Raw genomic sequence first — 26,500 nt, forward strand, 5'->3', positions numbered from 1 at the left:
GTTTGTCAACTAATTGTCATAAGGACCCGAGGGCGGAAGGTTGTGGCAGTCGGTCAAAAAGGGCATAATAAAACCGAATGATCGCTTCGTGTTCGGGACCCATCCTAATTACTTAAAAGGGGATACTGCAATATGAATGACCGCTTCTTGCGCGCGTGCCGACGCGAGCCCGTAGACCGGGTGCCCGTCTGGTACATGCGACAGGCAGGACGATACGACCCCGATTATCGCAAAATTAAAGAGAAATACAGCTTGCTGGAAATTTGCCGGCAGCCGGAGCTCGCAGCGGAAGTGACGATGATGCCCGTACGCAAGCTCGGCGTGGACGCCGCGATTCTTTACTCCGATATTATGAATCCGGTCGCTTCGATCGGCATCGACTTCGATATCGTCAAGGATATCGGGCCGGTCATCGACAATCCGGTCCGCTCGGAGGCCGACGTGGATCGACTTAAGCCGATCGACGCGGAACGGGACTTGGGACATGTCCTCGAGACGATCCGCATCCTGAATCGGGAGCTCGACGTGCCGCTGATTACGTTTGCGGGCGCGCCGTTTACGCTGGCCAGCTACATCGTGGAGGGCAGGCCTTCCAAGTCCTATATTCGAACCAAGGCGTTGATGTACGGCGAGCCGGCCGTCTGGCACAAGCTGATGGGCAAGCTCGCCGATATGGCCGCCGCGTACTTGCGCGCGCACGTCGACTCAGGCGCCCAAGCGGTGCAGCTGTTCGACAGCTGGGTAGGCGCGCTTGCGCCCCGGGATTTTGCCGAATTCGTGCTGCCGCACGTCGAGAGCATCTTCGCGCAGACCGCGGATATCGCCATCCCGAAGATCTATTTCCCGGGCGTGAGCTCCGGCGAGCTGCTACCTTATATGAAAAGCCTGCGGGCCGACGTGATCGGGCTCGATTGGCGCGTCTCCATCTCCGAAGGCCGAGCGCGCACCGGCGGTGGGTTCGCCGTTCAAGGCAATCTCGACCCGTACGTGTTGACCGCGCCGCAAGAGGTCATCCACGCCAAGGCGCGCGCCATATTGGACGAAGGCATGCGCGAGCCGGGCTTCATCTTCAATCTCGGACATGGCTTGTTCCCTGAAGCTTCGCTCGAGAAATTGAAGGAGCTTACCGACTACGTCCACGATTATACTGGCCAAAAGCTGGCATCGGAGGTATCCCTATGAGCGGTTCCGACCAAGCGCCGATCGGCGTCCTCGTTATGTCGTACGGCACGCCGGAGAGTTTGGAGGGCGTCGAAGCTTATTATACGCATATCAGACGGGGACATCCGCCGACTGAAGAGCAGCTCGCTGACTTGACGTCCAGATACCGCGCGATCGTCGGCGGCGTTTTTCCGCTGCGGGAAAATACGAACCGGCAGGTGGAGGCGCTTCAGCGCCGATTGGACGAGCTGGCGGGGCATGGACGTTACGTATGCTATCAAGGCTTGAAGCATGCGGCGCCGTTCATCGAGGACGGCATCGAGGCGATGTCGCGCGACGGCATCGAGCGAGCCGTCGGCATCGTGTTGACGCCACAATACTCGTCGATGAGCGTCGGCGGATATTTGAAGAGAGCGCGGGAAGCGGCGGAGCAACATAACATCGCTTTCGCCGGCGTAGAGAAATATCATCTTCATCCGGCGTTGATCGAAGCGTTGGCCGAACGGGTCACTGCCGGACTGGACAAAGCAGGCGTAACCGCCGACGACGGTCTGGTATTGTTCAGCGCGCACAGCTTGCCCGCCCGCATCCTCGAGATGAACGATCCGTACCAGGATCAGCTGCTCGAGACGTCGAAGGCGGTCGCGGAGGCCGCCGGCATCTCGCGGTGGCAGTTCACATGGCAGAGCGCCGGCCAGACCGGCCAGCCATGGCTCGGACCGGACATTCTGGAGACGCTGAACGGGCTCGCCAAAGAGAACGTCAAGTTCGTGCTCGTGACGCCGGTCGGATTCGTGTCCGATCATCTGGAGGTTCTGTACGATATCGATATCGAGGCGAAGCGCCATGCATCGGAGCTCGGACTTGCCTTGGATCGTATTCAGATGCTCAATGACGATACCAAATACATGCAGGCGCTCGCGGATTCGGTAATCGGCGCCGCATACCGATTCGACGAGAAAGCCGATGCCGCCGGAGCATCCGGAGTATGAGCGGCGAACGTTCGCTGCGAATCGCGATCATCGGCGGCGGTCTGACCGGATTAAGCGCCGCCTTTTACGCATGCCGCCTGGCCGACGAAGCGGGAGTCCGCGCGAGCGTCGCTATCTTCGATCCCTCGGACAGGCTTGGCGGTAAAGTCAATACGCTGCGGCGCGACGGCTTCGTTATCGAGCGCGGCCCGGATTCGTTTCTGGGACGCAAGCTTCCGATGCTCCATTTGGCCAAAGACCTCGGTCTGTTAGACGAGCTTGTCGGTACGAATCCGGCTGCCGTTAAAACGTACCTGGCCCATGGCGGCAAGCTTCTTCCGATGCCCAAAGGCCTTAATCTAGGCATACCGAACGACCTCGGCGCATTCGCGCAAAATTCGTTGATATCGCCGCACGGCAAGCTGCGGGCGCTCGACGAGCTGCGCCTTCCGCCCAAATTGTCGGAAGAAGACGAGTCCGTAGGCGATTTTCTCGAACGCAGGCTCGGGATAGAGATGGTCGAGGCGATCGCCGAACCGCTTCTCGCAGGCATACATGCCGGCGATTTGTACAAGCTTGGCCTACTGGCAACGTTTCCACAGTTTGCGGAAATGGAGCGCAAGTACGGCAGCGTCATTCGTGGGATGATCGACGCGAAGCGCAAAGCCCCGGCAGCCGGCGCCAAGGCTGCGGCCGCAAGATCGGAGGCGGTCGGCGGCTATCCGATCCCGCCGACTGCATTCCTGACCTTCCGCGACGGACTGAGCGCCTTGATCGAAGCTCTCCAAGCGCGACTCCAAGCGTATCGCTGCGCCATTCGGCTCGGCATCGGAGTCCGCTCGCTCGAACGCGCTTCGAAGGATATTTCTCCAAATGAAAGTCTCAATTCCGGGGCGTACAACTTACATTTGGACGATGGCTCCTCCTATGAAGCCGATCGCGTGCTGCTCGCTTTGCCGGCATTCGCGGCGTCAGAGCTTCTGAGTCCTCATATCGATGTCTCGGCTTTGGAGCGGGTCAATTACGTATCCGTAGCCAACGTTGTGCTTGGCTTTGACGCCAAGCGATTTGGGCATAAGCTGAACGGTTCCGGATTTTTGGTTCCCCATTCGGAGGGGCGGACGATCACTGCCAGCACGTGGACGTCAGCCAAATGGCGGCATACGGCACCTGAAGGGAAGCGACTGATCCGCTGCTACGTCGGCCGCGCAGGCGACGAATCCGGCGTCGAAATTCCCGACGACCGTCTCGCCGAAGCCGTTCGACATGATTTGAAAGAGCTGATGGGATTGACCGCTGTGCCCGAATTCGTAGAGATCACCAGGCTTCGCCGCTCGATGCCTCAATACCCGGTCGGACATACAGACGCTATCGCCGCGCTTCGAGCTCGACTCGCGTCGTCGCTGCCCGGCGTATACGCGACCGGAGCTCCGTTCGATGCGGTAGGCCTGCCCGATTGCGTTGAAATGGGACGAACCGCCGCGACCCAAATGCTGAGCTTATAGCGAAACAATCCACCGCCGTTTTGCCGATTATCGGCGAAGCGGCGGCTTTTGATTTAACTTCCAAAAAAATCCACTCCATTAAACGATCTCTCTTTTTCTCGCCCGCATGCCATTATCCCAATGACTCAGGTAATAAGGGGATGTATGCTCTTTAGAAAACTCCTAATAAACCAGAGACAATAAGCCAGTAAGGGACAAGAAACAGCCAGGAATCATCAGAGTCAGCTTAGGACAAAATCAGCAAGTGGCAGCAAAAGCAAGGAGCAAGAAACAGCCAAACGAGAATCAGAATAAAAACAAGATCAGCATGAAAAAAGAGTCACCATAGAAAATGAATCAGTTAGGGACAAGAAAAAGCAAGAATGAAGAATCATCAAGGGGCAATAATCAGCACCCGATCAGGCCCCCCAACGAGACAAATGCGAACCTCTCCAACGGGCTTTGCTTCCGAAATAGAGCCAAGGCACTTGTAGCTTTGGTTTAAACGCGGTGAGTTGCGGATAGGTAACGACAGGAGAGCTCGCGCACCAATCGACCGTCGCGTGAAAGGCCGAGCTGCCACGATAGGCGCAATTGAGGCGATATGTAAATTCGTTCAAGTAACCTTGCAAATGCTTGGCGCCGATGCCGTTGAAGGTTAGGTTGAGCCAAGCGTTCAATTGTCGAACAACCAAGCTTAGGGCAGGGTGATTTTTGCGATAACGGGAGATCTCGGGCAGAGACGCACAATCGGTATGCGCTTCGTGAAAAGCTTGGACGCCTTCGGGCTTGATAAATCGTTTATTTTCGTAAACGTGGATTGGATCAGGTTGTTTGATCTTGATGAAGGCAGGCAGGGCTTCGTCGTTTAACGAAGCGCCGATCAGCAACGGCTGACGTGCGTCGTCGAAAGTCGGGTCGCCGTAATAACAGCGGTCGATGCGGACATCGCCGGTTAACAGGACGGAGGCATCGGCTTCGGACATGGCGCTCCTGATCTTATGAGCCATCAACCAGGCGGTTTTGTAGGTGACCTGGATCAATTCGCTGAGCCGCAGAGCGCTGATGCCGTCCGTGCGGGATAACAAATAGATTGCATGAAACCATCGGGTCAAGGACGTGCGGCTGCCTTCCATAACCGTTCCTACGATCAGGGATGTCTGGAGCCGGCATGAAGCGCATTCGTACAAAGGTAAGCGTCGCGTCGATACTTCATAATATCGGGCACTGCCGCATGCCGGACAGCGAAACCCGCCTGGCCAGCGAGCCTCGAACAAGGACGAGATACAAGCTTGCTCCGTGCCGAATGCGGCAAGAAACTCGTCGTTTGTCACCGGGGCTTCAAGCATGGCACAGGCGCTCCTTTTATAAAACTCAATTCGTTAGATTAAATTATACCAAACGTATGTTCCTATTTAAATCGGAAGATTCCAAATTTCTGCTAAAAAATACGATCCGAATAATCGGCAACTCGCTTTTTCTGAGCGACGGGGATAATGGCATGAAATCAAAAAAAGAGGTGTATAGCGCCCGCGTCAGCTTGTAGACGATTTTATCCCTCGACCATATGAATGCCTGCTTATGCACGCCCCCGCCTCGCCCTATAATGTGACTACGGCCCGCTTACATCCTGCTATAATGACACCAGGCAGTTAGAAGAACAATCATCCCCAAATGGCGGGGATAGAGGAAGGCTGGGGCCGATGAGTCTGGGCAAGCGCGTGTTTACCGCCTTTTTTTTCTTTATCATCATGCCGCTCGTCGTGCTCGGCACGATCTCTTATTTGACCTTCCAGCATATTACGGAGCAGAAGTATTCGGATCAGATGGAGCTGTCGATGAACGCGATCGGCCGCAATCTGAACAATATGATCAAGGAAGCGAACTATTTCTCGGACTTCTGGGTGACGACGGAGGATAGCGTGGAGAGCGTGGAGCAGGCGCTCGGCGCGGGCGTGCAGAGTACCGGGGGCAAACAGGAAAAGTCCAAGGAAACCGAGAGCGGGGATTACGAAGAGCTGCTCGAGAAACAAAAGCTGACCGGCCGGGTGCTGCTCACGTACCCCGGGATTAAGTCGGTAACGCTGTATCATATCGACGGCAAAGTCGTGAATCTCCGGTTCGTCGTCGACGAGCCGATCCCGAGGGACGTGCTGGAGAGCAATCCGATCTACCCTGAAGTGCTGAAAAAAAACGGCGCGCCGGTATGGATCGGTCCGAACGAGGATGAGAGATTGACGGGCGCGAACAACCTGTTCACGCAGATCCGGGTGCTGCTCGACATCGATACGCTTCAGCCGAAAGGCGTGCTCGTCATGCGCTTCGGAATGACCGAATTGGCGCGGACGTTTAATTTTTATAATACGGAAGGGGACGGCGACAGGCGCTATCTTATCGTCGGAAGAGGCGGCGTCGTCGTGTACGACAGCGCGGGGAAGACGGAAGGCCAGTCGTTCGCGGAAACCGACCCGGACGGCAAGCTGGACCTCTCGCGTAATTTCCAGACCCAAAAAATGAAGTTCGACGGCGAGAAAAGCCTCGTTTCCGTCCACAATCTAGGCGACATCAAGCGCCTTGGCACGGGGGACTGGACGCTGGTCACCGTGACGGACTGGGGGTATTTGTCGGGGGATCTCGCTTCGATTCTCCGATACGTCGTGATGATCACGATCGGCTGCCTGGCCTGCGCGCTCGTGTTCAACTTGATGTTCGTCCGCCGGACCATCAGCTTCATCGTGAGCGTCGTCGGCGCGATGCGGAAGGTGGAGCGGGGCGATCTGACGACGCGGGTGCCCGTGACGGGCAATGACGAGACGGTTATCCTCGCCAAAGGCTTCAACAGTCTCGTCGAGCGGGTGTCGGAGCTGCTGAGCGACGTGACGATGGAGCAGCGGCGCAAGCGGAAGGCCGAGATGATGCTGCTCCAAGCGCAGATTAAGCCGCACTTCCTGTTTAACGCGCTGGAATCGATCAACATTTTGGCGGTACAGAACGAAGGGCGAAAAGTAAGCAAAATGGTGCAGCGGCTAGGCAATATTTTCCGTATCAGCATTACGCAAAAGGAAGAAATCACGATCGAGCAGGAGCTGGAGCATCTGCGCAGCTACTTGGAGATTCAAAAGTTCCGTTTTGAAGAGCTGTTCGAATATACGATCGAAGTCCCGCCGGCGTTGATGTCGCATTCGATTTTGAAGCTGACGCTCCAGCCGCTCGTCGAAAACAGCATTCAGCACGGTTTCGAAGGCATCGATTACTTGGGCAGGATTCGCGTATCGGCGGCGTTTGAAGACGAAAAAATCGTATTTTACGTGGAGGACAACGGTATCGGCATCTCCGACGAGCGGCTCGCCTTGTTCGCCTCCAGCGGCGTGACGACGCTCGAGCAGTTGTACGGGGAATCGCCTGAGACGGGCGAAAGGCGCGGGATGGGCGTCGGAAATGTCGCCGATCGGCTTCGCATTCATTACGGCGCCAACTATGGATTGATGCTGTGCAGCGCGCCAGGGCAAGGAACGATCATCAAGTGCGTCATACCAAGCGAGACGGGAGGCGGCGAAAGTGAGATTAAAGGCGCTGTTGGTGGATGACGAGATTAACATTTTAAAAAACCTTCAAGCCGTCATTCCTTGGGAGGAGCTTTGCGTCGACGTCGCGGGCACGGCCAAAAACGGCGAGGCGGCGCTTGCGCTCGCGCGCGAGCATTCGCCCGAGTTGATCTTGTGCGACATCCGCATGCCGGTTATGGACGGCATTCAGTTTCTGGAAGAGCTGCGCGAGATGGGGTCCGACGCCGAAGTGATCATGATGACGGGCTACCAAGACTTCAGTTATGTTCGTTCCGTCATTCGGTACGAGGTCAAGGATTATATTTTGAAGCCGCTCGACTACGACGAGCTGGGTCAGACGATCAGCAGGCTGGCGGACGGCATCCGGGAACGCAAGGCGGAGCAGCAAAGCATTCAGCGGGAGTGGCACCAGGTGTTTCACCTGGCCTACGAAAAGGTGCTTTATGACGTGCTGATGGAAGTAGGGGGCGGCTCGGCAAAGCCTTTCCTGAAGCAGCATGAACTGTCGGGCGGGGATTTGTCGTTCGCGATGCTGCTCGTGGACGTGGCGGATTATTCGCAGAAGGAACGCAATTGGGACGACAAGGAGCGCAAGCTCTGGAACTTCGCCGTGCACAACGTGCTTCAGGAGTATTTGTCGTCGCTGCAGATCCCGTACACCGTTTTGCAAGTTAGGAGCGGGGAATGGTGCGTGCTGGTCGAGCGCATGCCCGCCGAAACGTTCGACAGGGGACAGTGCGAGGATTGGAGCCGTCAACTGCGGGAAGCCGTCGAACGATATCTCAAGATCCAGATTCGCGTAGCGCTCCATCCGGCGCCGGTATCGCTGGAGAAGCTGGCGCGCGTATATAAAAATTTACAGCGCTCGCTAAGCCTGAATGCAGGGAAAGAAGATGCGATCGTCGTGCCCGAGCGGACGAAGGAGCATTCGGAGCACTCCCAGCGCCTGTGGGACCGGATCGAGGAAATGGTCACGGGTCTCAAGCGATGCGACCGCCGGAAGACGGAGGGCGCGCTGCGAGAGCTGAACGAGAGCTTCCGTCAACTGCCGGACGCTTCGTACGAGCGCGTTCAACCGATCCTGCACTATCTCTGTCTCCACCTGCTTCGGGAAATGCGCGCGATGGACGTGATTCAGGGAGAGGACGAAACGGCTTTTTGGAAACAGCTCGACCGCAACCCTGGCATCCGCGAGACGTTGGCCGTCATCAACCGGCTGGTGGATCGTTCGATCGAAAACGTGATGAAAAAGAAGACGAGCGACGTCCTGATGCTTTCGGCGCGCGATTTTATCGAACGCAACCTCTCCTCCGATCTCAGCATCGATGCGATGGCCGACTATTTGGGAATCAGCGGCAGCTATTTCAGCCTTTTGTTCAAACAGCACTTCGGCGAGACGTTCGTCGAGTACGTCACCAAGCAGCGGATGGAAATGGCGAAGTCGATGCTCGCCATCAGCGACAAGAGCATCACGGCGATCGGCTTGATGGTCGGTTATGCCGAACGAAGATATTTCACCCGGGTGTTCAGCAAATATACAGGGCTTCTGCCTTCGGAGTACAGGGAGCAAACCCAAGGCAAGACGTTGGCGCAGGACAAGAACGATTCCGGACGATAATCGCGCGGCAAAGCGAAGGAGAAAAGTGATGACGAATCTTAATCGCGGTCCGGACGACCTGGACCTCAAGAGCAAAGTCGGCCAGCTGTTCATGTGCGGATTCGACGGACATCAGCCTGCCGACGGCATTCGCCGGTTGATCGAGGATTACGGGCTCGGAGGCGTCATTTATTTCAGGCGTAACTTGAAGGATGCCATTCAGGTCGCTAGCCTGACGAAGGCACTCCAGGAGAGGGCTGCGGTTCCGCTCCTGGTGTCGATCGACCAGGAGGGCGGCATGGTCGTGCGCCTGGAAGAGGGCGTGACGGTCATGCCCGGCGCGATGGCCATCGGCGCAGCCGGCGACGCCGAGTTGGCCCGCGAGGCCGCGATGCGGTCCGGCGCGGAGCTGCGGGCGCTCGGCGTCAACATGAACTTCGCGCCGTGCCTGGACGTGAACAACAATCCGCGCAATCCCGTCATCGGCGTCCGCTCCTACGGAGAGATGCCGCAAAAGGTAGCCGAGCTCGGCACGGCGACCGTTCGCGGCTATCGGGAGGCCGGCGTCGCGGCCGTCGCCAAGCATTTTCCCGGACATGGGGACACGGCTGCCGACTCGCATCACGCGCTGCCGGTCGTGCCGCACGGGAGCGACCGCTTGGATGCGGTGGAGCTCGTGCCTTTCCGGGCTGCCATCGCAGCAGGCGTCGACGCGATCATGACGGCGCACGTCGTATTTCCGGCGTATGAGCCCGACGGGGTACCGTCGACGCTGTCGAGGCGCATCCTGACCGGCCTGCTGCGCGAGCGGCTCGGCTATGATGGCGTCGTCGTTACCGACTGCCTGGAGATGAACGCCATTTCGGAGACGATCGGCGTCGCAAGAGGGGCGGTCGAGGCCGTCAAAGGGGGCGCGGACCTGATCCTCGTAAGCCATCGGCTCGATCGGCAGATCGCGGCGCTCGAAGCGGTGTACGAGGCCGTGCTGGCGGGCGAAATCCCCGCGTCCCGCATCGACGAAGCCGTCCGGCGCGTCTGGTCGCTGAAGGAGAAGCGCGGGCTGTTCGCGAAGACGGCGGCTCCTGCGCCGGACGTCGCGGAGGCATATGCGGTGGCGCGCAGAGTAAGCGAACAAGCGGTGACGGTCGTGAAAGGCGGGGAGCGGCTGCCGCTTCGCGCCGACGGCCGGACGCTGGTCGTCTGGACGGAAGCCCGCGCGAGCACGGAGGTCGTCGAGGCGATCGAACAGAGCTGGACGCTCGGCGCGGCGCTTCACGCGGAAGGGCTGAACGTCGCCGAGCTCGCGATCGGTCTTGAGCCGACGGAAGCAGAGAAGGCCGATGTCGCGGCGGCAGCCGAGTCCGCAGAAGGGATCGTTTTCGCTTCCTACGATGCGGGCTTCTCCCCGGGCCAGTCGGCGCTCATTCGGGCGCTTCACGAATCGGCCGAAACGGCGGGCCGAACGTTCGTCCTAGCGTCCTTGCGCACGCCGTACGATCTGCTAGAGGCTCCGGCGGTTCCCGTCTATATTTGCGCGTACGAGAACAAGCCGGCGATGATGTCCGCCTTAGCGGGCGTATTGTCCGGCAGACTCCCTGCGGTCGGCCGGTTGCCGGTGACGATCGGCGATTATTCTTGTATTTGACCGATAGCATCGTCTTGGATAGCCGCCGTTCAGCGTCAGCGCTGAAGGCGGCTTCTTTTCGTCGACCGACCAGGCATCCGAAGGGGGCTTCGCCTCGGCGTTCGACTCTATGTTATAATAACGGGCATTAAGCAATCGTCGGAGGTCTTATCCGAATGCCTTATTCTCGCGTTCAATCCAAGCAAAAAGCCAAGCGAAGACGCCGTTGGCCGATCGTCTCCATCGCCGTGCTTGCCGTCGCGCTGATCGCGGCCGTAGGCATTTACGCAGCGTTCGTCGCGGGCAACGGAGACGGCGGTGCCTCGCAGTCGCCGCCGCCTGTCGCTACCGCATCATCATCCGCCTCGGCGACCTCGGATTCGCGGCCGGAAGGCGCCACGGCCTCGCCCGCCGAATCGTCGCAAGCTGCCGAAACGCCTGATGCCGCGCCTTCATCCGATCCGGACGACGATGACGGCGGGGCTGGGGATCCGTTAGACGAAGTCTTGCCTGCAGATCCTTCGCCTTCGGCCCAAGAGCCAACAGCCACGCCCGACGCAGGAACGGCTGACGATCCGAGCGATTCGCCGCCATCGGGCGCATCCGTCTCGCTTGCTTTCGTCGGCGATATTTTGCCGGCGTCGACCGTCGGCAAGCTGATCGAGCAATACGGCGTTGACTATCCGTTCAAGCTGGCGAAGCCGTTGTTAGAGTCGGCCGACATCGCGGCCGGCAACCTGGAGGCGCCGATTACGACGCGCGGCACGCCCGCCGAGAACAAACAATTCGTGTTCAAGGGCAAGCCGGAGTACTTGGCCGGACTCAAAAACGCCGGGCTGGACGTCGTCAGCCTCGCCAACAACCATACGCTCGACCAGGGCTGGGAGGGTCTGAGCGACACGATGGACGCGCTCGACGACATCAAGCTCAAGCATATGGGTTCGGGCGCGGACGACAAAGAAGCGTTCGAACCCGTCTATATCGAACATAACGGCATCACGGTCGCCTATATCGGCGTCTCCAACGTCGTGCCGGATGGCTCGTGGAAGGCGGGCCCCGATCATCCGGGCGTCGCCGAGACCTACGATACGACCCGTGCCGTGGCGGCTGTCAAGAAAGCGCGCGAGCTCGCGGAGATCGTCGTCGTGATGGTCCATTGGGGCAACGAGCGCGCGGATACCCCCAAGGACGCGCAGTTCAACGTGGGCCATACGCTGATCGACGCGGGCGCCGACCTGATCGTCGGCAGCCATCCCCATGTGCTGCAGGGCTTTGAGGCTTACAAAGGCAAGTGGATCGCCTACAGCTTGGGCAATTTCGTTTTTACCACGAAGCAAGAGTACTCCAAGACGCAGGATACCGGCGTGCTGACCGCGACTTGCACGGCGGACGGCAAGTGCCGGCTGAAGTTCGATCCGATGTACGCCAAGGCTTCGCAGCCCGGCCCGATGGAGCCTGAACAAGCCCAAGCGCTGCTGGCCAGGTTGAACAAGGTATCGTACGGCGCGACCGTCGATTCGAAGGGACGCGTTTCGGCTAAGTAAAGGGAGCACGAAAGAAAGGACGAATCGCATGAATGTGACGGAAAAGGCAGTCTTGCACCCGTGCGTCGCGCATCGCGGCTGGTCCGGCGCCGCCCCGGAGAACACGATGGCCGCGTTCAGGCTGGCGCTCAGCGAGCCTGCGGTCCAGCGGATCGAGCTGGACGTGCATCTGTCGAAGGACGAGGTTCCCGTCGTGATTCACGACGCGTCGCTCAAGCGAACGACAGGCGTCAAGGCGAGGGTAAGAGACAAGACCGCGGCCGAACTCGCCGCGCTGGATGCCGGCAGCTGGTTCCACCGCATGTATGCGGGCGAAGGTATCCCGTCTCTGTCGCAAGTACTCGAGCTGACGCGAGGCAGATGCAGGCTTAACATTGAATTGAAGGACGGGGAGCCGGACAAGGACCTGCTCGCGCGCAAGGTGGGCGAACTGCTGCAGTCGCAGGGACGCGAGGAGGATTCGATTTTGACGTCCTTCGATCATGCGCTTCTGCTCTCCGCGAGACGCCATGCGCCGCGCACGCGAACCGGGCTCATCATGGACAAGCGGCCGTCCAACATCGCCGCCGTCCTCGATTCGCTGGGCGCCAAGGTGCTATCGCTTAACCACAAATACGTAAACGTCGCGCTGCTCGCGCAGACCGAAGCCGCCGGCGTCGAGGTCATGGCTTGGACGGTGAACGAGCAGCGGGACTTGAACAAGCTGGCGACTTATGCGCAATCTTTTCAGCTATGCACGAATTACCCGGACCGCTGGCTGGCGGCCGTTAGATAAGGAGACAGCAGCATGACGATTTCCAGTACGGTCGATTGCCGCAATATTTACTGCGTCGGACGCAACTATCGCCTGCACGCCGCAGAGCTCGGCAACGCGGTGCCCGATTCGCCGATGATGTTCGCGAAGCCTTCGCATGCCGCCGTGCGGCTTGACGGATCGACCGTTCAACTGCCCGGCGATCGCGGCGCGGTTCATTATGAAGCCGAGCTCGTCTGGCTCGCCGGCAGGCATTATGAGCCCGGCATCGCGCTGCACGAACTGTATTCGCATTTCACGGTCGGCCTCGACCTGACGCTGCGCGACGTGCAGGACGATTTGAAGGCGAAGGGATATCCTTGGCTCGCGGCCAAGGGATTCCGACATTCGGCGCCGCTGGGACGCTGGCTCTCCTACGAGGCGGAAGCGGAAAAGCAGGGGCGGACTTTCGCCATGCGGCTTAACGGCAAGGAAGTTCAAAGGGGCGACGCGAACGACATGGTGTTCGACCTCGCCGCGCTGACCGCGCATGTCGGCGGCCTGTATGGAATCGGCCCGGGCGATTTGCTCTTCACGGGGACGCCGGCGGGCGTAGGCCGTCTATCCGACGGCGACGAAGTCGAGCTCCTTTGGGGCGACGACGCGGTCGGCACGGGCACGTTGCGCTTCTAGCCGGACTGCAAGCGAGCTTTGGTTAAGAAGGACGCGATTTCGGACGAAGGCCGCATGCCGGCGCGTCCGGACGCGTCCTTTTGGCTATCATAGGGCTACTATAGGATTGTATCCCCCGGTTAGGGGTTTGACGTCCTTACATACCGGCCGATTCATTCTACAATGAAGAAGTCAAAGCAAACCAAACCTTGGGAGGGTCAACGAGTGAAAAAGAAACTGACTTCCGTATTGGCCGCATCGGTCGCCATGTCAGCCGTGCTGGCAGGCTGCGGCGGTAACAACGACAACAACAACGGCGCCGCGTCTCCTTCGGCTAGCGAATCCGCCAGCCCCAGCGCATCGGCTTCGGCATCCGCTTCCGCGTCTCCGTCCGCCAGCGCTTCCGAACCGGCGAAGGTCGAGAATTTCACGGTTTCCCTCCGTCACATTCAGATCGGCGAGCCGCAAAAGTTCCGCAAAGCGATCCTCGACGACGTCGTCAAAAAGACGGAAAGCGAAGTGCCGGGCCTGAAGTTCGAGCTCGACGGCGTCGAAGACAGCGTCAACCGCTTCACGAAGCTCCCGGCCGAGATGGCCGCAGGCAATCCGCCCAAAGTATTCTCCCTGTTCGGCGGCGCGGGCGACGCGCAGAAGTACGCCAAAGCCGGCCGTCTGCTCGATCTGACCCCCATCCTCGACGAACTTGGCATTAAAGATAAGTTCCTCAACGTCCTCGATTCCTTCTCCGTGGACGGCAAGGTGTACGGCCTGCCGATCGGCGGCAACACCGAAGGCATTTTCTACAACACCGAGCTTTTCTCGAAATATAACCTGAATCCGCCGACCACGTGGGACGATCTCGTCAAAGCGGCCGATACGCTGGCGCAAAACAAAATCACGCCGTTCGCCGTCGGCTCCAAAGGCGCGTGGGTGCCCAACATGCTCGTGAACACGCTGATCGGCCGCGTCGCGGGCGAAGCCGCCATTCCGGGCTTCAAATCCGGCGAAGCCAAATGGAACTCCCCGGACGCCGTGGCCGCTTACCAGCTGTACGCCGACTGGGAAAAGAAGGGTTACTTCACCAAAGGCGAGCTCGGCAAGGAATACGGCGACATGCTGAACGACTTCGTCGCGGGCAAAGCCGGCATGATGTTCGACGGCTCCTGGCGCAACTCCGCGTTCAAGAACGACGCGGTCGGCGCGGCGATCGCAGGCAAGGTGGCTTATGTAGCGCTCCCGGCCGTTCCGAACGGCAAGGGCGACCAGACGGCCGTTAACGCCAACTACGGCGAAGGCTACGGCTTCTCCGCAGACCTGAACGACAACGAGCTGGCCGCCGTCAAGGCGTTCATCAAGAACATGTACTCCGATGAAATGCAGCTTCGCGGCCTGCTCGAGGACGGCGTCCTGCCTTCGATGCAGCTGTCCGACGCGTCCATCGCGCAAGTGACGGATCCGCTCCTCAAACAAGTGCTCGACGTGCTGAAATCCGCCGGCAAGACGTTCCCGCACTTCGACTCCGTCGTGCAATCCAAGGTGTACACCGAGACCGAGACGCAGCTGCAGAAGCTCATCGCGGGCAAGGCGACGCCGCAGCAAGTCGGCGACGCCATCCAAAAAGTGCAAGACGCGGAAAACGCCGCCGCGAAGTAAGCCGCCGGCCGAAGCGAACGAGTAGCGCCGCCCGCCCAGCGTAGGCGGCGCTTTCTCTATACCACTGAAGACGGCTGGGGAGGGTCCGGAATGAAAACTACGCTAAAAAATCCCTATGTCTACATGCTGTTCGTAGCGCCTACGGTAGCGATGTATTTCCTGTTCTTTATATATCCGACGATTACGTCGTTCGTTTTCGGCTTCACCGACTGGGACGGACTGAACGCCAGGCAGTTCATCGGCTTGGACAACTTCGTCAATGCCTTCAAAGACGCCGAGTTCCGCAGCTCGATCTGGAACAACCTGATTATCCTGCTGTTTTCCTGCTGCATCCAAGTGCCGCTCATTATCGTTTTTTCGCTGCTGATCAGCAACGTCAAGAGATTCCAGGGTTTTTACAAGACGACCGTGTTTATGCCGTCCATTCTATCGACCTCGATCATCGGGATCCTTTGGGGCTATATTTACGATCCGGACGTGGGACTGCTCAACAACTTTTTGAACCTATTCGGCATCGATCCGATCTACTGGCTGGCCGAGCCCAAGTGGGCGATGTTCTCGATCCTGCTGACGAACGCCTGGCAGTGGATGGGCTTCTATATCGTACTGATTCTGGCTGCAATCCTCGGCATCCCCAAAGACATCGACGAAGCCGCGATGATCGACGGGGCGACCGGCGTCCAGCGCGCCTGGTACCTGACCGTTCCGCTAATCCGGCCGATCATCAACGTCGTCATCATGCTGTCGATCGCGGGCGCGCTCCGCGTCGTCGACATCGTCCTCGTCATGACCGGCGGCGGCCCCGCGGGCAGCACCGAGGTCATGGCCTCGTACATGGTCAACAAGGCGATCAAGTACGGCGATTACGGCTACGGCTCCGCGCTCTCCATCATTATTTTCGTCATCGCGCTCATCCTCACCGCGCTGTATCAGCTGCTCATCGCGAGAAGACAGGAAAGGATTGAGTACTGATGCCGGTCGCCGTCAAAAAATCCATTCCGCATTTCTTCATGATCATCTACGTCGTCATCATTCTCGTGCCGTTCCTGTTCGTGTTGTTTTCCTCGCTCAAGGCGAACAATACGGAGATCGCGCTGCACCCGTTCGGCTTGCCGAAAACCTGGGTTTTCGAGAACTACAAGGAAGCCTGGGTGAAGGCGAGGATCAGTGTTTACTTTTTCAACAGCTTGTACCTGGCCGCGAGCGCGGCCATCGTGGGCGTCCTCATGGCCGCCGCCACGGCGTTCGCCATGGCGCGCATGAAGCTGACGCGGATCAGCAAATGGATCTATCAGCTCGTGCTCGTCGGCATGCTGATTCCCGGCAACGTGCTGTTTATCGCGCAATATTTCCTGGTCCGGGATCTTCACATCCTCGATACGCACTGGGCGCTGTTCCTGCCCTACACGGCTGGCGCGCTGCCGTTCAGCGTACTGCTGCTCGTCGCCTTCATGCACAACATCCCGCACGAGCTCGAGGAGGCCGCGACGATCGACGGCATGGGCGCGATCCGCATGTTCTGGAAGATCATCCTGCCGCTTACGATTCCGGCGCTCGTCACCGTGTTCATCGTGAACTTCCTGGGCAACTGGAACGAGTACCTGCTCGCCAACTTCTTCATCAGCCGCGATGCGCTCCGCACGCTGCCGACGGGCATGGTCGGTTTCCGCGACGCTTTTCAAACCAACTATGCGCTCGTCTGCACGGGCATCGTGTTCAGCGTACTGCCGGTGTTGCTCCTGTATTCGTTCCTGCAGCGGCAGATTATCGAAGGCCTGACCGCGGGCAGCGTCAAGGGCTGAAGCCTGAATCGTCTGGATTCGATTCTTTTATAAGCTCGTCCGATTTGCCTTCCGGCGCTCCGCTATGACAAAATGGTGGGACGGAGGTGAGCCGACATGACGACGCCAAACAAGGTTTATGCCTTGCCGCCGGTCGTTGACGCGCATTCGCGGATTCTTTTTCTGGGCAGCATGCCGGGGACTGCATCGCTAGCCGCGAGCCGTTATTACGGGCATGCCCGGAACCACTTTTGGCCGATCCTCTACAGACTGCACGGCGCAGGCGCGCCTGACGAGTCTTATGAGGATCGGCTTCGTTTTGCGTTGGCGCACGGCTGCGCGCTTTGGGATACGATCGCGGTCTGCGAGCGGGAGGGGAGTCTGGATGCCGATATAAAAGAGGCCGAGCCTACGGATATTCCCGGCTTGCTGCAGGCGTATCCGAACATCGAGGTCATCGTGTGCAACGGAGGGAAATCGTTCGAGACGCTTGCCAGGCACCATGGCCAGAATTCGGAGGTGCGGCGGCGCGTCGTGCTGAAGCTGCCGTCGACGAGTCCGATCCCGACACGGCAGCACAAGGGACTCGAGGAGAAGGCGGCGGCTTGGCTCGAGGCGCTGGCGCCGTTCGTTTAGCCGCGGTGGGATGCGTGAGGAGGCAGTTGCCGAACTGACTACCCGGTTTCTTCGTTCATTCCGTCGTTCAATCGGTCGCGGATATCGACCAGCTCGCCGAGCTTGTCGAAAAAGACGTCCACGACGGCGGGATCGAAGTGCCTTCCCCGTTCCTCCCGGAATAGCTTCTCGATGCGGTCGAGCGGCCAGGCGGCCTTATAAACGCGCTCTGCGCTAAGCGCGTCGAACACGTCGGCAACGGCGGTGATCCGCCCGAAAATATGGATGTCCTCGCCGGAGAGCCCGTTGGGGTAGCCGCTGCCGTCCCACTTCTCGTGATGCTGCTCCGCGATGATCGCGGCAGCGGCGAGCAGCTCGCGGCGCGAGCCCTTGAGGAGTTGGTGGCCGATCCGGGTGTGCGACTTGATGATATCGTATTCCTCGTCGGTCAGCTTGCCCGGCTTGTTCAGCACGGCGTCGGGAATAGCCACCTTGCCGATATCGTGCATCGGCGACACGTCGCGCAGCGTCTCGGCCTCGCGATCGGACAGCCCGTACGCCTTCGCCAGCACGTACGAATACTCGGCGACGCGCCGAACGTGGTTGCCAGTCTCCTTGGACCGGATCTCGCCGATCTCGCCCATCGTGGAGATGATCTCGCGCTGCGTGTCCGCGATCTCTTGGTGCAGCATGACCGACTCCAGCGATTTGCCGGCGTAGGAGGCGGCGAGCGACAGCAGGTTCATGTCGTAGTCCGTGAATTTGCCCGCTTCGGTCATCTTATTGATCGCCTGATAGGCGCCGATCGTCTCGCCGTCGTTGTTCCTGAACGGAATCGTGATGATCGATTTGGTCTGGTAGCCCGTCTTGCGGTCGTTTTCCGCGTTGTGACGCGGATCGTGGCGGGCGTCCTCGATGACGACCGGCTCGCCGGTCGCGATGGCGTGACCGACGAGGCCCGATCCGATCGGGATCCGGATTTCCTTGACGCCGTGGGCGACCGTCGTGTACAGTTCGCCGCTTGCTTCGTCGATGAGCCAGACGGTGCAGCGATCGGCCACGATCATCTCGCGGCCCATATTGGCCATCAGCACGAGCACCTTGTCCAGCTTGGATTCGCTGGAGATCTTGGCCATATATTCGAATATAATGGTCAGCAATTGTTCGGACGACAAGTCCTTCCGCAGCATCCTATCCCTCTCCCCGTCAACATTCCGTGTATCTATTCGTGTCGATAGGGCTCGATTCCTGCCGAGTTTTGGTTCGATAGTATAAAAAAGAACACCCGCGATCGGCGGGCGTTCCAAAGGCTCATGCAGTTTAGGTCTTATTTCTCAGTTAATTGCTCCATTTGCTCGATCAATCCTTCGAACACGCTGAGCGCCTGCTCGATCGGGGCCGGCGTCGACATGTCCACGCCGGCTTTTTTGAGGATGTTGATCGAGTAGTCGTTGCCGCCGCTCTTCAGGAAGCCGAGATAACGGTCGACCGCGGGCTGGCCCTCGCTCAGAATCTGCTTGGCGAAGCTGGTCGCCGCCGAGAAGCCCGTCGCATACTTGTATACGTAGAAGCTCGTATAGAAGTGGGGGATGCGCGCCCATTCCATCTCGATGTCCTTGTCCACGACCATATCGGTGCCGTAGTACTTGACGTTCAGGTCGTAGTAGATCGCCGACAGCTCTTCGGGCGTCAGGGACTCGCCGCTCTCGGCCTTGGCGTGAACGATCTTCTCGAACTCGGCGAACATCGTCTGGCGGAACACCGTCGTGCGGAACTGATCCGCATAGTACGTGAGCAGGTACATTTTTTCCTTCGGGTCCTTCGATTTGTCCAGCAGGTAATCCATAAGCAGCGCTTCGTTCAGCGTAGAGGCGACTTCCGCGAGGAAGATCGTATACTGCGCGTCGCGATATTCGTTGCTCTCGTCGGAGTAGTACGAATGCAGCGCGTGTCCCATCTCGTGCGCGAGCGTGAACATGCTGTTCAGATTGTCCTTGTGGTTGAGCAGCACGTACGGATGCGTGCCGTAGGCGCCCCAGCTGTACGCGCCGCTGCGTTTGCCCTCGTTTTCGTAGACGTCGATCCAGCCTTTGTCGAAGCCTTCCTGCAGCACCTTGCGATAGTCGTCGCCGAGCGGCTTCAGGCTGTCGTACACGGTTTTCTTGGCGTCCGCGTAGCCGATATCCATATCGAACTCGTCGACTAGCGGCGCGAACAGATCGTACATATGAAGCTCGTCGACCTTGAGCAGCTTTTTGCGCAGCGCCATGTAGCGGTGCATGAGGGGCAGATGCTCGTGAATCGTCGAGATGAGGTTGTCGTAGACGCTCACCGGGATGTTGTCGCCGAAGAGAGACATCTCGAGGGCGGACGGATAATGGCGGGCATGCGCGTAAAACAGGTTTTTGGTCACGTTCGCGTTCAGCGTCGCGGCGAGCGTGTTGCGCCATTTGCCGTACGTGTCGTACACCGCCTTGAAGGCCGCCTCGCGCACGCCGCGATCGCGGCTTTCGAGGAACTGGATGTACCGGCCGTGCGTCAGTTCGACTTCCTCGCCTTTTTCGTTTTTCACCTTCGGAAACTTCATGTCCGCATTGTTCAGCATGCCGAAAATCGTGGTCGGCGCCTGGGACAGGTTGCCGACCTGGGCGAGCAGCGACTCCTCGCTCTTGGATAGCGTATGAGGCTTGCGCCGCAGCATCTCCTCGAGCGTGCGCCGGTATGTAGGCTTGAGCGAAGGATCCGCGACGATGCCCTCGAGCGTCTCCTCGGAAAGGCTCAAAATTTCCGGCGTAATATAGGAGGTCGCTTCGCCGGCCTCGACGCTCAGCTTTTTGGCTTTCTCGGAAAGCGCTTGATACTTCGAGTCGGCCATGTCCTCATGGCTCCGCATGTTCGCGTAGACGTAGAGGCGTTCCGTGAGAAGCGACAGCTCGTCGTCCTTGGCGAAGCAGGCGGAGATCGCGGCAGCGTCCTTCAATTTGCCTTGGAAGGAAGCGATCTCGCCGATCTGCGCGCGCACTTGCGCGTATTCGCGGTCCCAGGCTGCCTGGTCCGGGTAAATGTCCTCCAGGTGCCAGCGATGTTCGGCGGGCACTTCGCCGCGTTTGAGCACTTCGTTCATCTTGGTTAGCCTCCTCGGTACGTTGGATTCGTCGCGGGCGTACGCCTGCGCGATCGTCGTCTTGCTGCCGCCTTGCGCGGCGGCTTCTTCGGGCTGCGCCTGCGCGCATGCCGCGGACAGCATCGCAGCCGAGAGCAGCGCGGCCAGCGGCTTCGCGGATATTCTCATCGGACGGACCTCCGTTTAGCAACGAATGGCAATCCGAGATAGTATATCCTGTCCCCGCGCGCTTCATTAGGCTGGCTTCAGGCGCTGCCTGCCGAGAAAAAGGCGTAAACGATCAGAAAAAATGCGAACGCCACGAGCAACAGCGATACGGTCGCGAGACCTCTGCGGAGCTTGGCCGGCACGTGGTCGCGCTGCCAGATGAGCACGGCTGCGAGCCCGAATGCCGCGATGGCGTAAATCAGCGTGGCGCTGTAGTCCATATAGGTCGCGTCCTCCTTTCCCGACGGCCGGCGCTTGCCGGCGCTAGACGTTGCGCAGGCTGTTCATCACTTCGGCCAGCTGCTGCTCTCCGCCAGGGAAGTCCTCCGCGACTAGGTGCCTCTCGGCCCAATGCATCATCTCGGGGCGGCTAAGAAACTTGTGGCATTCCTCGCCCCACTGGTCCGAAATCTGGCGTACGACGAGCGTCTTGCCCTGGACCTCCACGGTCAGCATGTTGTAGTGGTCGTTTTTGTAAATGACGTGCTTGGCGAACATGGTTAACGCCTCCCGTGCGGCAGCATATGCGCCGATTCTGATACGGCGAAGCCGTTATTCATGACTATAGAAGAGATGAAGGCAGAAATCAATGTCGACCCGCGGCCCGACGGGAAAAACGAGCAGCAAGGAAGGGATTGACAGTCGCCGGGCGAGGTGGCAAAGTAGGAATAACCCACAGGGGCCTAAGCAGAGACGAGACGAGCTTGAAGAGACGAGAGGAGACTAGCGACAAATGGAAAAAAAGCCTGCATACCCCCAGACGGGGGTCGCTTCGACTTGCCGTTCGTACGAGGAATACGAGCGGATGTTCGGGATCGAGGCCGACAAGCTGCCAGGAGAAAAAGTATTGGACGTGGCGGGTGGCGCATCTTCGTTCACGGCGCACCTTTGCGCGCAAGGGATCGACGCTTACGCGGCGGATCCTTTTTACGCGGGAGACCGGCAAGCGATCGTCGCCGCGGCGGCGAAGGAGATCGATACGTCCTCCGCCAAGATCGCCGCCATGTCGCACGTATACGACTGGAGCTATTACGGATCGCCGGAGCGCCACAGGCGCATTCGCGAGGCGTCGCTCGCTTCGTTCGCCGCCCATTTTCAATCGGAGGCGGGGGGAGAGAAGTACCTGGCCGCGTCTTTGCCGCGATTGCCATTCAAGGACGATACCTTTTCGCTTGTCGTATGCAGCCATTTTTTATTTTTGTATGCGGATCAATTCGGCGAACGGTTCCACGAAGAGGCGCTCCGAGAGCTGCTGCGCGCGACCAGGCCGGGCGGCGAAGTCCGAATCTATCCGCTCGTCACGCTGGCCTGGGAGCCGGTACCTTACCTGGACCGCTTGCTCCGCGCGCTGGAGGCGGAGGCCGAAGCGTCGTTCATCCCTTGCGGCCTGCCGTTCGTGCCGCGCGAGAGCCGCGTGCTGGCGCTCCGCAAAAAGGCGATCGCAACCGCGGTTCGATAATAAGACAAAATGAGACACAAAATTCACATATTGCGTCTTGACAAAGATTCGGATATAATAATGACATTCGCCGATTTACGGCGAGATTTTAGGAGGTTTTTCATTTGAGAGGAACAGTTAAGTGGTTTAACGCAGAGAAGGGCTACGGCTTCATCTCGGTCGAAGACGGCAACGACGTATTCGTTCATTTCTCCGCTATCCAAGGCGACGGGTTCAAGACTTTGGACGAAGGCCAAGCGGTAGAATTCGAGATCACCGACGGCAACCGCGGACCGCAAGCATCCAACGTCGTTAAGCTGTAAGCACCGCCCGCGCGGCCGCTCATTATAGCACGACAGCGTATCGAAGAGCCTCCGGCCGATGCCGGAGGCTCTTTTTTTGCGCGTATCGCTCCATTATCGCAAAACCAAAACCCCGGCTGCCTCGTCTATTAAGACAAGGCAGCCGGGGTTTTCCCATGATATCGCGCAAGCGATGACGAATCTTAGCTTCGCTCGGACAGCGCCGCCTTGTGCACGCGTTCGATCGTGCCGCCGCCAAGGCAAGTCTCTCCGTCGTAGAAGACGACGGCTTGGCCGGGCGTGATCGCCTTCTGCGGCGCGTCGAAGGCGACCTCGATCGTTCCGTCCGCTTGCGGCGTCAACGTCACGCCCTGATCCGGCTGACGGTACCGGAACTTGGCGGTGCAGCGCAACGGCGCTTCGAGCTTGGCGGGAGCGATCCAGTTGACCTGACCTGCGGTCAAGCCTTGGGAGTACAAGATCGGATCGCGTTCGCCCTGGACGACGTACAGCACGTTGCGCTCCAAGTCTTTGTCGGCGACGAACCAGGGCTCGCCTGTGCCGGATCCGCCGATGCCGAGACCTTGGCGTTGTCCCAGCGTGTAGTACATCAAGCCGTCGTGGCGGCCCTTGACTTCGCCGGTAGCCGCGTCGATCATGTCGCCGGGACGGGCGGGGAGGTACTGGCTTAAAAATTCCTTGAAGTTTCGTTCCCCGATGAAGCAGACGCCCGTGCTGTCCTTTTTCTTGGCGGTCGCGAGGCCCGCGGCTTCGGCGATGCGCCTTACTTCGGGCTTGGGCAGGTGGCCGATCGGGAACATCGCGCGTGAAAGCTGGTCCTGGTCGAGCGCATGGAGGAAGTACGTCTGGTCCTTGTTGGCGTCGACGCCGCGAAGCAGCTTGTATTCGCCGTCCTCGAACGCGACGCGGGCGTAGTGGCCCGTGGCGATGACGTCCGCGCCAAGGTCGAGCGCCTTCTGCAGGAACTCGCCGAACTTGATCTCCCGGTTGCACATCACGTCGGGATTCGGCGTGCGGCCTCTGCGATACTCGTCGAGGAAGTAGGCGAATACTTTATCCTTGTATTCTTCTTCGAAATTGACGGTGTAGTAGGGAATTCCGATCTGATCGCAGACGCGGCGCACGTCTTCGGCGTCCAGGTCGGCGGTACATACGCCGGACTCGTCGGTATCGTCCCAGTTTTTCATGAACACCCCGATCACGTCGAAGCCTTGCTCCTTGAGCAGCAGCGCCGTGACCGAAGAGTCCACGCCGCCGGACATGCCGACGACGACCCGGGTGTCCGCGGGGTTGGCAAACCTTAAATCTTTCATTATAATAATCACTCCTGCGCAAGCGAATGGGATAGGGCCGAACCGGCATTCCCCATTGTAGCACAAGTTCGCGGCATGCGCCGAACGGGGAGCGGCGCCGCGAGCGGGCAAGGGAGATTCGGTCGAAAGTAGGCGCATTCTAAATTACATGAATATGTCACCGATTTTTTGACCACAACGATGGATGATGTGATAACATAGATGTGATATTGGGATACTCCCTTTTTTTTGCATCCATGATACTGATCTATCAATATAAAAGACGACTGCGCCGCTGTCTGCGTGGAACGAGGTGCCGATTTGAAGATTTCGACGAAGGGCCGTTACGGACTGACGATTATGATGGAACTGGCCTCCAAGTTCGGCGAGGGCCCGATCTCCCTGAAAAGCATCGCCGAAAAAAACGGATTGTCCGAGCATTACCTGGAGCAACTGATCGCTCCGCTGCGCAACGCGGGATTGGTGAAGAGCATTCGCGGGGCTTACGGCGGCTATATTCTCTCGAAGGATCCGGAAGGTATCACCGCGGGGGACATTATTCGCATTCTCGAAGGGCCGATCAGCCCGGTCGACTTTACCGAAGAGGACGACGCCGCCAAGCGCGACCTGTGGCTGCGCATCCGCGACAGCATCGCGAGCGTGCTGGACTCCACGACGCTGTCGGATCTCATCAATTTCAAAGATGAGGGCAAGCCGGACAGTTATATGTTCTACATTTAGATGTAGCCGGTGATGGATATGAATCGCATTTATATGGATTACGCCGCGACGGCGCCGATGCTCCCCGAAGCGCTCGCCGCCTACGTGTCGGCGGCCGGCGATGTCCCCGGCAACCCGTCGAGCCTCCACGCGTTCGGCCGCGGCGCCCGCAGCCGCGTGACCGAAGCTCGCGACGCGCTGTCCGGCGCGATCGGCTGCCGGCCGGACGAGCTGACGTTCACCGGCGGCGGCACCGAGAGCGACAATGCCGCGCTGTTCGGAGCGGCCCGGGCGCAGCGCGCCAAGGATCCGCGGCGGACCGGCATCGTGACGACGGCCGTCGAGCATCACGCGGTGCTGCACGCCGCCGAGCGGCTGGCCGACGAAGGCTTCGCGCTTATCGTGCTGCCGGTCGATCGCCTCGGACGCGTCTCTTTAAGTGACGCCGAAGCCGCGATCGACGATACGGCCGCGGTCGTCAGCGTCATGTACGGGAACAACGAGACCGGCACCCTGCAGCCGATCGCGGACATCGGCGAGCTGGCCCGCCGCCACGGCGCCGTCATGCACGTCGACGCCGTTCAAGCGCTGGGCTACGCGCCTATCGATGTCGGCAAGCTGCCTGTCGACCTGCTCAGCCTGTCCGCTCACAAGATCGGCGGACCGCAGGGCGTAGGCGCGCTATATGTGCGTACGGGCACCCCATGGCAGCCGCTGCTGTACGGCGGATCCCAGGAGCGCCGCAGGCGCGCAGGCACGGAAAACGTGGCTGGAATTGCCGCATTCGGCGCCGCCGCATCGCTCGTAACGCATACGATAGACGCGCGGCGCGCGCATGCAGAGTCCGTTCGCGATGCGCTGCTGACAGGCTTGCGCGAACGGCTCGGACCCGATGCAGTGACCTTGAACGGCGATCCCGACCCGTCAGGGCGGCTGCCTCATATTTTGAATATCGGCATCGAGGGCATTTCTAATGAGTCCTTGTTGATGAATTTAGATTTGCAGGGGATTGCCGCATCCGGCGGATCGGCATGTACGTCCGGTTCGCTGCAGCCGTCGCACGTGCTGACCGCGATGGGACTGTCGCCTCAATTTTGCAAAAATTCGGTAAGATTTAGCTTCGGAATGGGCAATACTATCTCTCAAGCGGACAAAACGGCTGAAATTGTTGCAACCATTGTCGCCCGCTTGCGTAAGAGATAACAGGCAGCCGCCTATACATGCGAGGTTGATATGAATCGTAGCCTGCAGCAGATGATCGGATTGCCGGTGCTGCTCCCGAACGGCAAGCGCGTAGGCCGCGTGCTGGACATCGGATTCGACGAGTTTTGGGAGGCCGAGTACGTCGTCCTGGACGGCGGGTTCGGGCTCCGGCGCAAAGTCCGCGTCGCGAAGTGGACGGACGTTCTTACGAGCGGCGAAGACGCCTTGGTCGTCAAGGACAAGGACGCGATTCGCAGCCTGCCTCGCAAGAGCCTGCAGCGGACGTTTCACACGGGATTGATCCGAATGCGAGAACTTCCCGTCTATACGTTGGAGGGCCAGGAACTCGGCCGCATCTCCGATGTTTATTTTCGCAAGACCGCGGGTACACAAATAGCAGGCTATGAGTTGACGGACGGATTACTCGCGGACGTGTTCGAAGGACGGCGGCGCATGTACCTGCCGGACGGTCCCAAGGACTTGACATTGGGCGAGGATGCGATCCTCGTACCCGCATCATATGAGCGAATTATGGATAGAGACCCTAACGCGGAAAGTGAAAGGTGATAACCGATGATGAGATGCCCGAACTGCAATTCCAAAGATATCGGCAAGATCGGATCGCATCAGTTTTACTGCTGGAGCTGCTTTATCGAATTGACGGTGAACGGAGACAAGATGTCCGTTTATCAAGTCGAGGAGGACGGCACGCTGAGCTCGCTCGACGATCTGTTTTTCGGAGAGCCGATACCCCCGCATATTCACGCAGGCGGCATGTGACGATTCATTCCG

The 26,500-nt window shown here is 59.2% G+C and carries 25 protein-coding genes; 19 read left to right on the forward strand and 6 right to left on the reverse strand.

The genetic code is table 11. The features are described 5' to 3' along the window. The first annotated feature begins 132 nt into the window (after window positions 1-132). From hemE to hemG, 3 genes are read left to right on the forward strand one after another with little or no spacing between them, the layout of a single operon-like run. Entirely contained in the window at window positions 133-1,182 is a 1,050-nt protein-coding gene (hemE, locus tag BM235_RS15430) for a uroporphyrinogen decarboxylase (protein ID WP_090114781.1), read from the forward strand. Next, window positions 1,179-2,153 (forward strand): ferrochelatase, encoded by a 975-nt coding sequence (hemH, locus tag BM235_RS15435; protein WP_090114783.1) that lies wholly within the window; start codon window positions 1,179-1,181, stop codon window positions 2,151-2,153. The genes hemE and hemH overlap by 4 nt, the downstream gene beginning before the upstream one ends. Further along, complete coding sequence (gene hemG, locus BM235_RS15440) at window positions 2,150-3,637, forward strand: protoporphyrinogen oxidase (RefSeq protein ID WP_090114785.1); 1,488 nt, start codon at window positions 2,150-2,152, stop codon at window positions 3,635-3,637. The genes hemH and hemG overlap by 4 nt, the downstream gene beginning before the upstream one ends. A gap of 398 nt (window positions 3,638-4,035) precedes the next feature. On the opposite strand, the gene BM235_RS15445 is transcribed toward hemG, so the two are convergent. Beyond that, window positions 4,036-4,965: a transposase gene (locus BM235_RS15445; protein WP_090114787.1), complete on the reverse strand. Its 930-nt coding sequence runs from the start codon at window positions 4,963-4,965 to the stop codon at window positions 4,036-4,038. A gap of 354 nt (window positions 4,966-5,319) precedes the next feature. On the opposite strand from BM235_RS15445, the gene BM235_RS15450 reads away from it, so the two are divergent. The 10 genes from BM235_RS15450 to BM235_RS15495 all read left to right on the forward strand — a co-directional run bounded on the left by BM235_RS15450 (window position 5,320) and on the right by BM235_RS15495 (window position 17,422). Then, entirely contained in the window at window positions 5,320-7,203 is a 1,884-nt protein-coding gene (locus BM235_RS15450) for a cache domain-containing sensor histidine kinase (protein ID WP_090114790.1), read from the forward strand. Further along, on the forward strand, window positions 7,175-8,800 hold the full coding sequence (locus BM235_RS15455) for a response regulator (protein WP_090114792.1): 1,626 nt from the start codon (window positions 7,175-7,177) through the stop codon (window positions 8,798-8,800). The genes BM235_RS15450 and BM235_RS15455 overlap by 29 nt, the downstream gene beginning before the upstream one ends. 28 nt (window positions 8,801-8,828) lie before the next feature. Next, window positions 8,829-10,424 (forward strand): beta-N-acetylhexosaminidase, encoded by a 1,596-nt coding sequence (nagZ, locus tag BM235_RS15460; RefSeq protein WP_090114794.1) that lies wholly within the window; start codon window positions 8,829-8,831, stop codon window positions 10,422-10,424. A 155-nt stretch (window positions 10,425-10,579) separates the two neighbouring features. Next, window positions 10,580-11,947 (forward strand): CapA family protein, encoded by a 1,368-nt coding sequence (locus BM235_RS15465; RefSeq protein ID WP_090114796.1) that lies wholly within the window; start codon window positions 10,580-10,582, stop codon window positions 11,945-11,947. Window positions 11,948-11,975: 28 nt separating this feature from the next. Beyond that, window positions 11,976-12,722 carry a glycerophosphodiester phosphodiesterase gene (locus BM235_RS15470; RefSeq protein WP_090114798.1) on the forward strand — a complete coding sequence of 249 codons (747 nt, stop codon included), beginning with the start codon at window positions 11,976-11,978 and terminating at the stop codon, window positions 12,720-12,722. A gap of 12 nt (window positions 12,723-12,734) precedes the next feature. Then, complete coding sequence (locus BM235_RS15475) at window positions 12,735-13,373, forward strand: fumarylacetoacetate hydrolase family protein (RefSeq protein WP_090114802.1); 639 nt, start codon at window positions 12,735-12,737, stop codon at window positions 13,371-13,373. Window positions 13,374-13,577: 204 nt separating this feature from the next. Next, window positions 13,578-15,005, forward strand: a complete 1,428-nt coding sequence (locus tag BM235_RS15480; RefSeq protein WP_090114804.1) for an extracellular solute-binding protein — start codon at window positions 13,578-13,580, stop codon at window positions 15,003-15,005. A 90-nt stretch (window positions 15,006-15,095) separates the two neighbouring features. Then, entirely contained in the window at window positions 15,096-15,977 is an 882-nt protein-coding gene (locus BM235_RS15485) for a carbohydrate ABC transporter permease (protein ID WP_090114806.1), read from the forward strand. Beyond that, window positions 15,977-16,807, forward strand: coding sequence for a carbohydrate ABC transporter permease (locus BM235_RS15490; RefSeq protein ID WP_090114808.1), 831 nt, complete (start codon window positions 15,977-15,979; stop codon window positions 16,805-16,807). Before BM235_RS15485 ends, BM235_RS15490 begins: the two co-directional genes overlap by 1 nt. 96 nt (window positions 16,808-16,903) lie before the next feature. Further along, complete coding sequence (locus BM235_RS15495) at window positions 16,904-17,422, forward strand: DNA-deoxyinosine glycosylase (RefSeq protein WP_090114810.1); 519 nt, start codon at window positions 16,904-16,906, stop codon at window positions 17,420-17,422. Window positions 17,423-17,460: 38 nt separating this feature from the next. Here the strand turns inward: BM235_RS15495 and BM235_RS15500 are convergent, their stop codons facing one another. From BM235_RS15500 to BM235_RS15515, 4 genes are all read right to left on the reverse strand, one after another. Beyond that, complete coding sequence (locus tag BM235_RS15500) at window positions 17,461-18,591, reverse strand: HD domain-containing phosphohydrolase (RefSeq protein ID WP_090114812.1); 1,131 nt, start codon at window positions 18,589-18,591, stop codon at window positions 17,461-17,463. 137 nt (window positions 18,592-18,728) lie between these two features. Continuing rightward, entirely contained in the window at window positions 18,729-20,525 is a 1,797-nt protein-coding gene (gene pepF / locus BM235_RS15505) for an oligoendopeptidase F (protein WP_090115434.1), read from the reverse strand. A 245-nt stretch (window positions 20,526-20,770) separates the two neighbouring features. Continuing rightward, the gene (locus tag BM235_RS15510) at window positions 20,771-20,953 is read right to left on the reverse strand and encodes a hypothetical protein (RefSeq protein ID WP_090114814.1); all 183 of its coding nucleotides are present in this window, start codon (window positions 20,951-20,953) and stop codon (window positions 20,771-20,773) included. 43 nt (window positions 20,954-20,996) lie between these two features. After that, window positions 20,997-21,230: a hypothetical protein gene (locus BM235_RS15515; protein WP_090114816.1), complete on the reverse strand. Its 234-nt coding sequence runs from the start codon at window positions 21,228-21,230 to the stop codon at window positions 20,997-20,999. A 235-nt stretch (window positions 21,231-21,465) separates the two neighbouring features. Between BM235_RS15515 and BM235_RS15520 the strand changes: the two genes are divergently transcribed. Then, on the forward strand, window positions 21,466-22,191 hold the full coding sequence (locus BM235_RS15520) for a class I SAM-dependent methyltransferase (RefSeq protein ID WP_090114818.1): 726 nt from the start codon (window positions 21,466-21,468) through the stop codon (window positions 22,189-22,191). Between the two features lie 104 nt (window positions 22,192-22,295). After that, on the forward strand, window positions 22,296-22,493 hold the full coding sequence (locus tag BM235_RS15525; RefSeq protein ID WP_090114820.1) for a cold shock domain-containing protein: 198 nt from the start codon (window positions 22,296-22,298) through the stop codon (window positions 22,491-22,493). Window positions 22,494-22,675: 182 nt separating this feature from the next. Here the strand turns inward: BM235_RS15525 and mnmA are convergent, their stop codons facing one another. Continuing rightward, on the reverse strand, window positions 22,676-23,806 hold the full coding sequence (gene mnmA / locus BM235_RS15530) for a tRNA 2-thiouridine(34) synthase MnmA (RefSeq protein ID WP_090114822.1): 1,131 nt from the start codon (window positions 23,804-23,806) through the stop codon (window positions 22,676-22,678). 300 nt (window positions 23,807-24,106) lie between these two features. Between mnmA and cymR the strand changes: the two genes are divergently transcribed. From cymR to BM235_RS15550, 4 genes are read left to right on the forward strand one after another with little or no spacing between them, the layout of a single operon-like run. Next, on the forward strand, window positions 24,107-24,526 hold the full coding sequence (gene cymR, locus BM235_RS15535) for a cysteine metabolism transcriptional regulator CymR (RefSeq protein ID WP_090114823.1): 420 nt from the start codon (window positions 24,107-24,109) through the stop codon (window positions 24,524-24,526). Between the two features lie 18 nt (window positions 24,527-24,544). Further along, entirely contained in the window at window positions 24,545-25,708 is a 1,164-nt protein-coding gene (locus BM235_RS15540) for a cysteine desulfurase family protein (RefSeq protein ID WP_090115435.1), read from the forward strand. Between the two features lie 30 nt (window positions 25,709-25,738). Further along, on the forward strand, window positions 25,739-26,275 hold the full coding sequence (locus tag BM235_RS15545) for a PRC-barrel domain-containing protein (protein WP_090114825.1): 537 nt from the start codon (window positions 25,739-25,741) through the stop codon (window positions 26,273-26,275). Window positions 26,276-26,281: 6 nt separating this feature from the next. Next, entirely contained in the window at window positions 26,282-26,488 is a 207-nt protein-coding gene (locus BM235_RS15550; RefSeq protein ID WP_090114827.1) for a hypothetical protein, read from the forward strand. The last annotated feature ends 12 nt before the right edge of the window (window positions 26,489-26,500 follow it).

This window comes from Cohnella sp. OV330, assembly GCF_900112065.1.
Classification (GTDB): domain Bacteria; phylum Bacillota; class Bacilli; order Paenibacillales; family Paenibacillaceae; genus Cohnella.

Coding starts and splice junctions, on each gene's coding strand:
- hemE (WP_090114781.1), top strand. CDS start 133: ATGAATGACCGCTTCTTGCGCGCGTGCCGACGCGAGCCCGTAGACCGG.
- hemH (WP_090114783.1), top strand. CDS start 1,179: ATGAGCGGTTCCGACCAAGCGCCGATCGGCGTCCTCGTTATGTCGTAC.
- hemG (WP_090114785.1), top strand. CDS start 2,150: ATGAGCGGCGAACGTTCGCTGCGAATCGCGATCATCGGCGGCGGTCTG.
- BM235_RS15445 (WP_090114787.1), bottom strand. CDS start 4,965: ATGCTTGAAGCCCCGGTGACAAACGACGAGTTTCTTGCCGCATTCGGC.
- BM235_RS15450 (WP_090114790.1), top strand. CDS start 5,320: ATGAGTCTGGGCAAGCGCGTGTTTACCGCCTTTTTTTTCTTTATCATC.
- nagZ (WP_090114794.1), top strand. CDS start 8,829: ATGACGAATCTTAATCGCGGTCCGGACGACCTGGACCTCAAGAGCAAA.
- BM235_RS15465 (WP_090114796.1), top strand. CDS start 10,580: ATGCCTTATTCTCGCGTTCAATCCAAGCAAAAAGCCAAGCGAAGACGC.
- BM235_RS15470 (WP_090114798.1), top strand. CDS start 11,976: ATGAATGTGACGGAAAAGGCAGTCTTGCACCCGTGCGTCGCGCATCGC.
- BM235_RS15475 (WP_090114802.1), top strand. CDS start 12,735: ATGACGATTTCCAGTACGGTCGATTGCCGCAATATTTACTGCGTCGGA.
- BM235_RS15485 (WP_090114806.1), top strand. CDS start 15,096: ATGAAAACTACGCTAAAAAATCCCTATGTCTACATGCTGTTCGTAGCG.
- BM235_RS15490 (WP_090114808.1), top strand. CDS start 15,977: ATGCCGGTCGCCGTCAAAAAATCCATTCCGCATTTCTTCATGATCATC.
- BM235_RS15495 (WP_090114810.1), top strand. CDS start 16,904: ATGACGACGCCAAACAAGGTTTATGCCTTGCCGCCGGTCGTTGACGCG.
- BM235_RS15500 (WP_090114812.1), bottom strand. CDS start 18,591: ATGCTGCGGAAGGACTTGTCGTCCGAACAATTGCTGACCATTATATTC.
- pepF (WP_090115434.1), bottom strand. CDS start 20,525: ATGAACGAAGTGCTCAAACGCGGCGAAGTGCCCGCCGAACATCGCTGG.
- BM235_RS15510 (WP_090114814.1), bottom strand. CDS start 20,953: ATGGACTACAGCGCCACGCTGATTTACGCCATCGCGGCATTCGGGCTC.
- BM235_RS15515 (WP_090114816.1), bottom strand. CDS start 21,230: ATGTTCGCCAAGCACGTCATTTACAAAAACGACCACTACAACATGCTG.
- BM235_RS15520 (WP_090114818.1), top strand. CDS start 21,466: ATGGAAAAAAAGCCTGCATACCCCCAGACGGGGGTCGCTTCGACTTGC.
- mnmA (WP_090114822.1), bottom strand. CDS start 23,806: ATGAAAGATTTAAGGTTTGCCAACCCCGCGGACACCCGGGTCGTCGTC.
- BM235_RS15540 (WP_090115435.1), top strand. CDS start 24,545: ATGAATCGCATTTATATGGATTACGCCGCGACGGCGCCGATGCTCCCC.
- BM235_RS15545 (WP_090114825.1), top strand. CDS start 25,739: ATGAATCGTAGCCTGCAGCAGATGATCGGATTGCCGGTGCTGCTCCCG.
- BM235_RS15550 (WP_090114827.1), top strand. CDS start 26,282: ATGATGAGATGCCCGAACTGCAATTCCAAAGATATCGGCAAGATCGGA.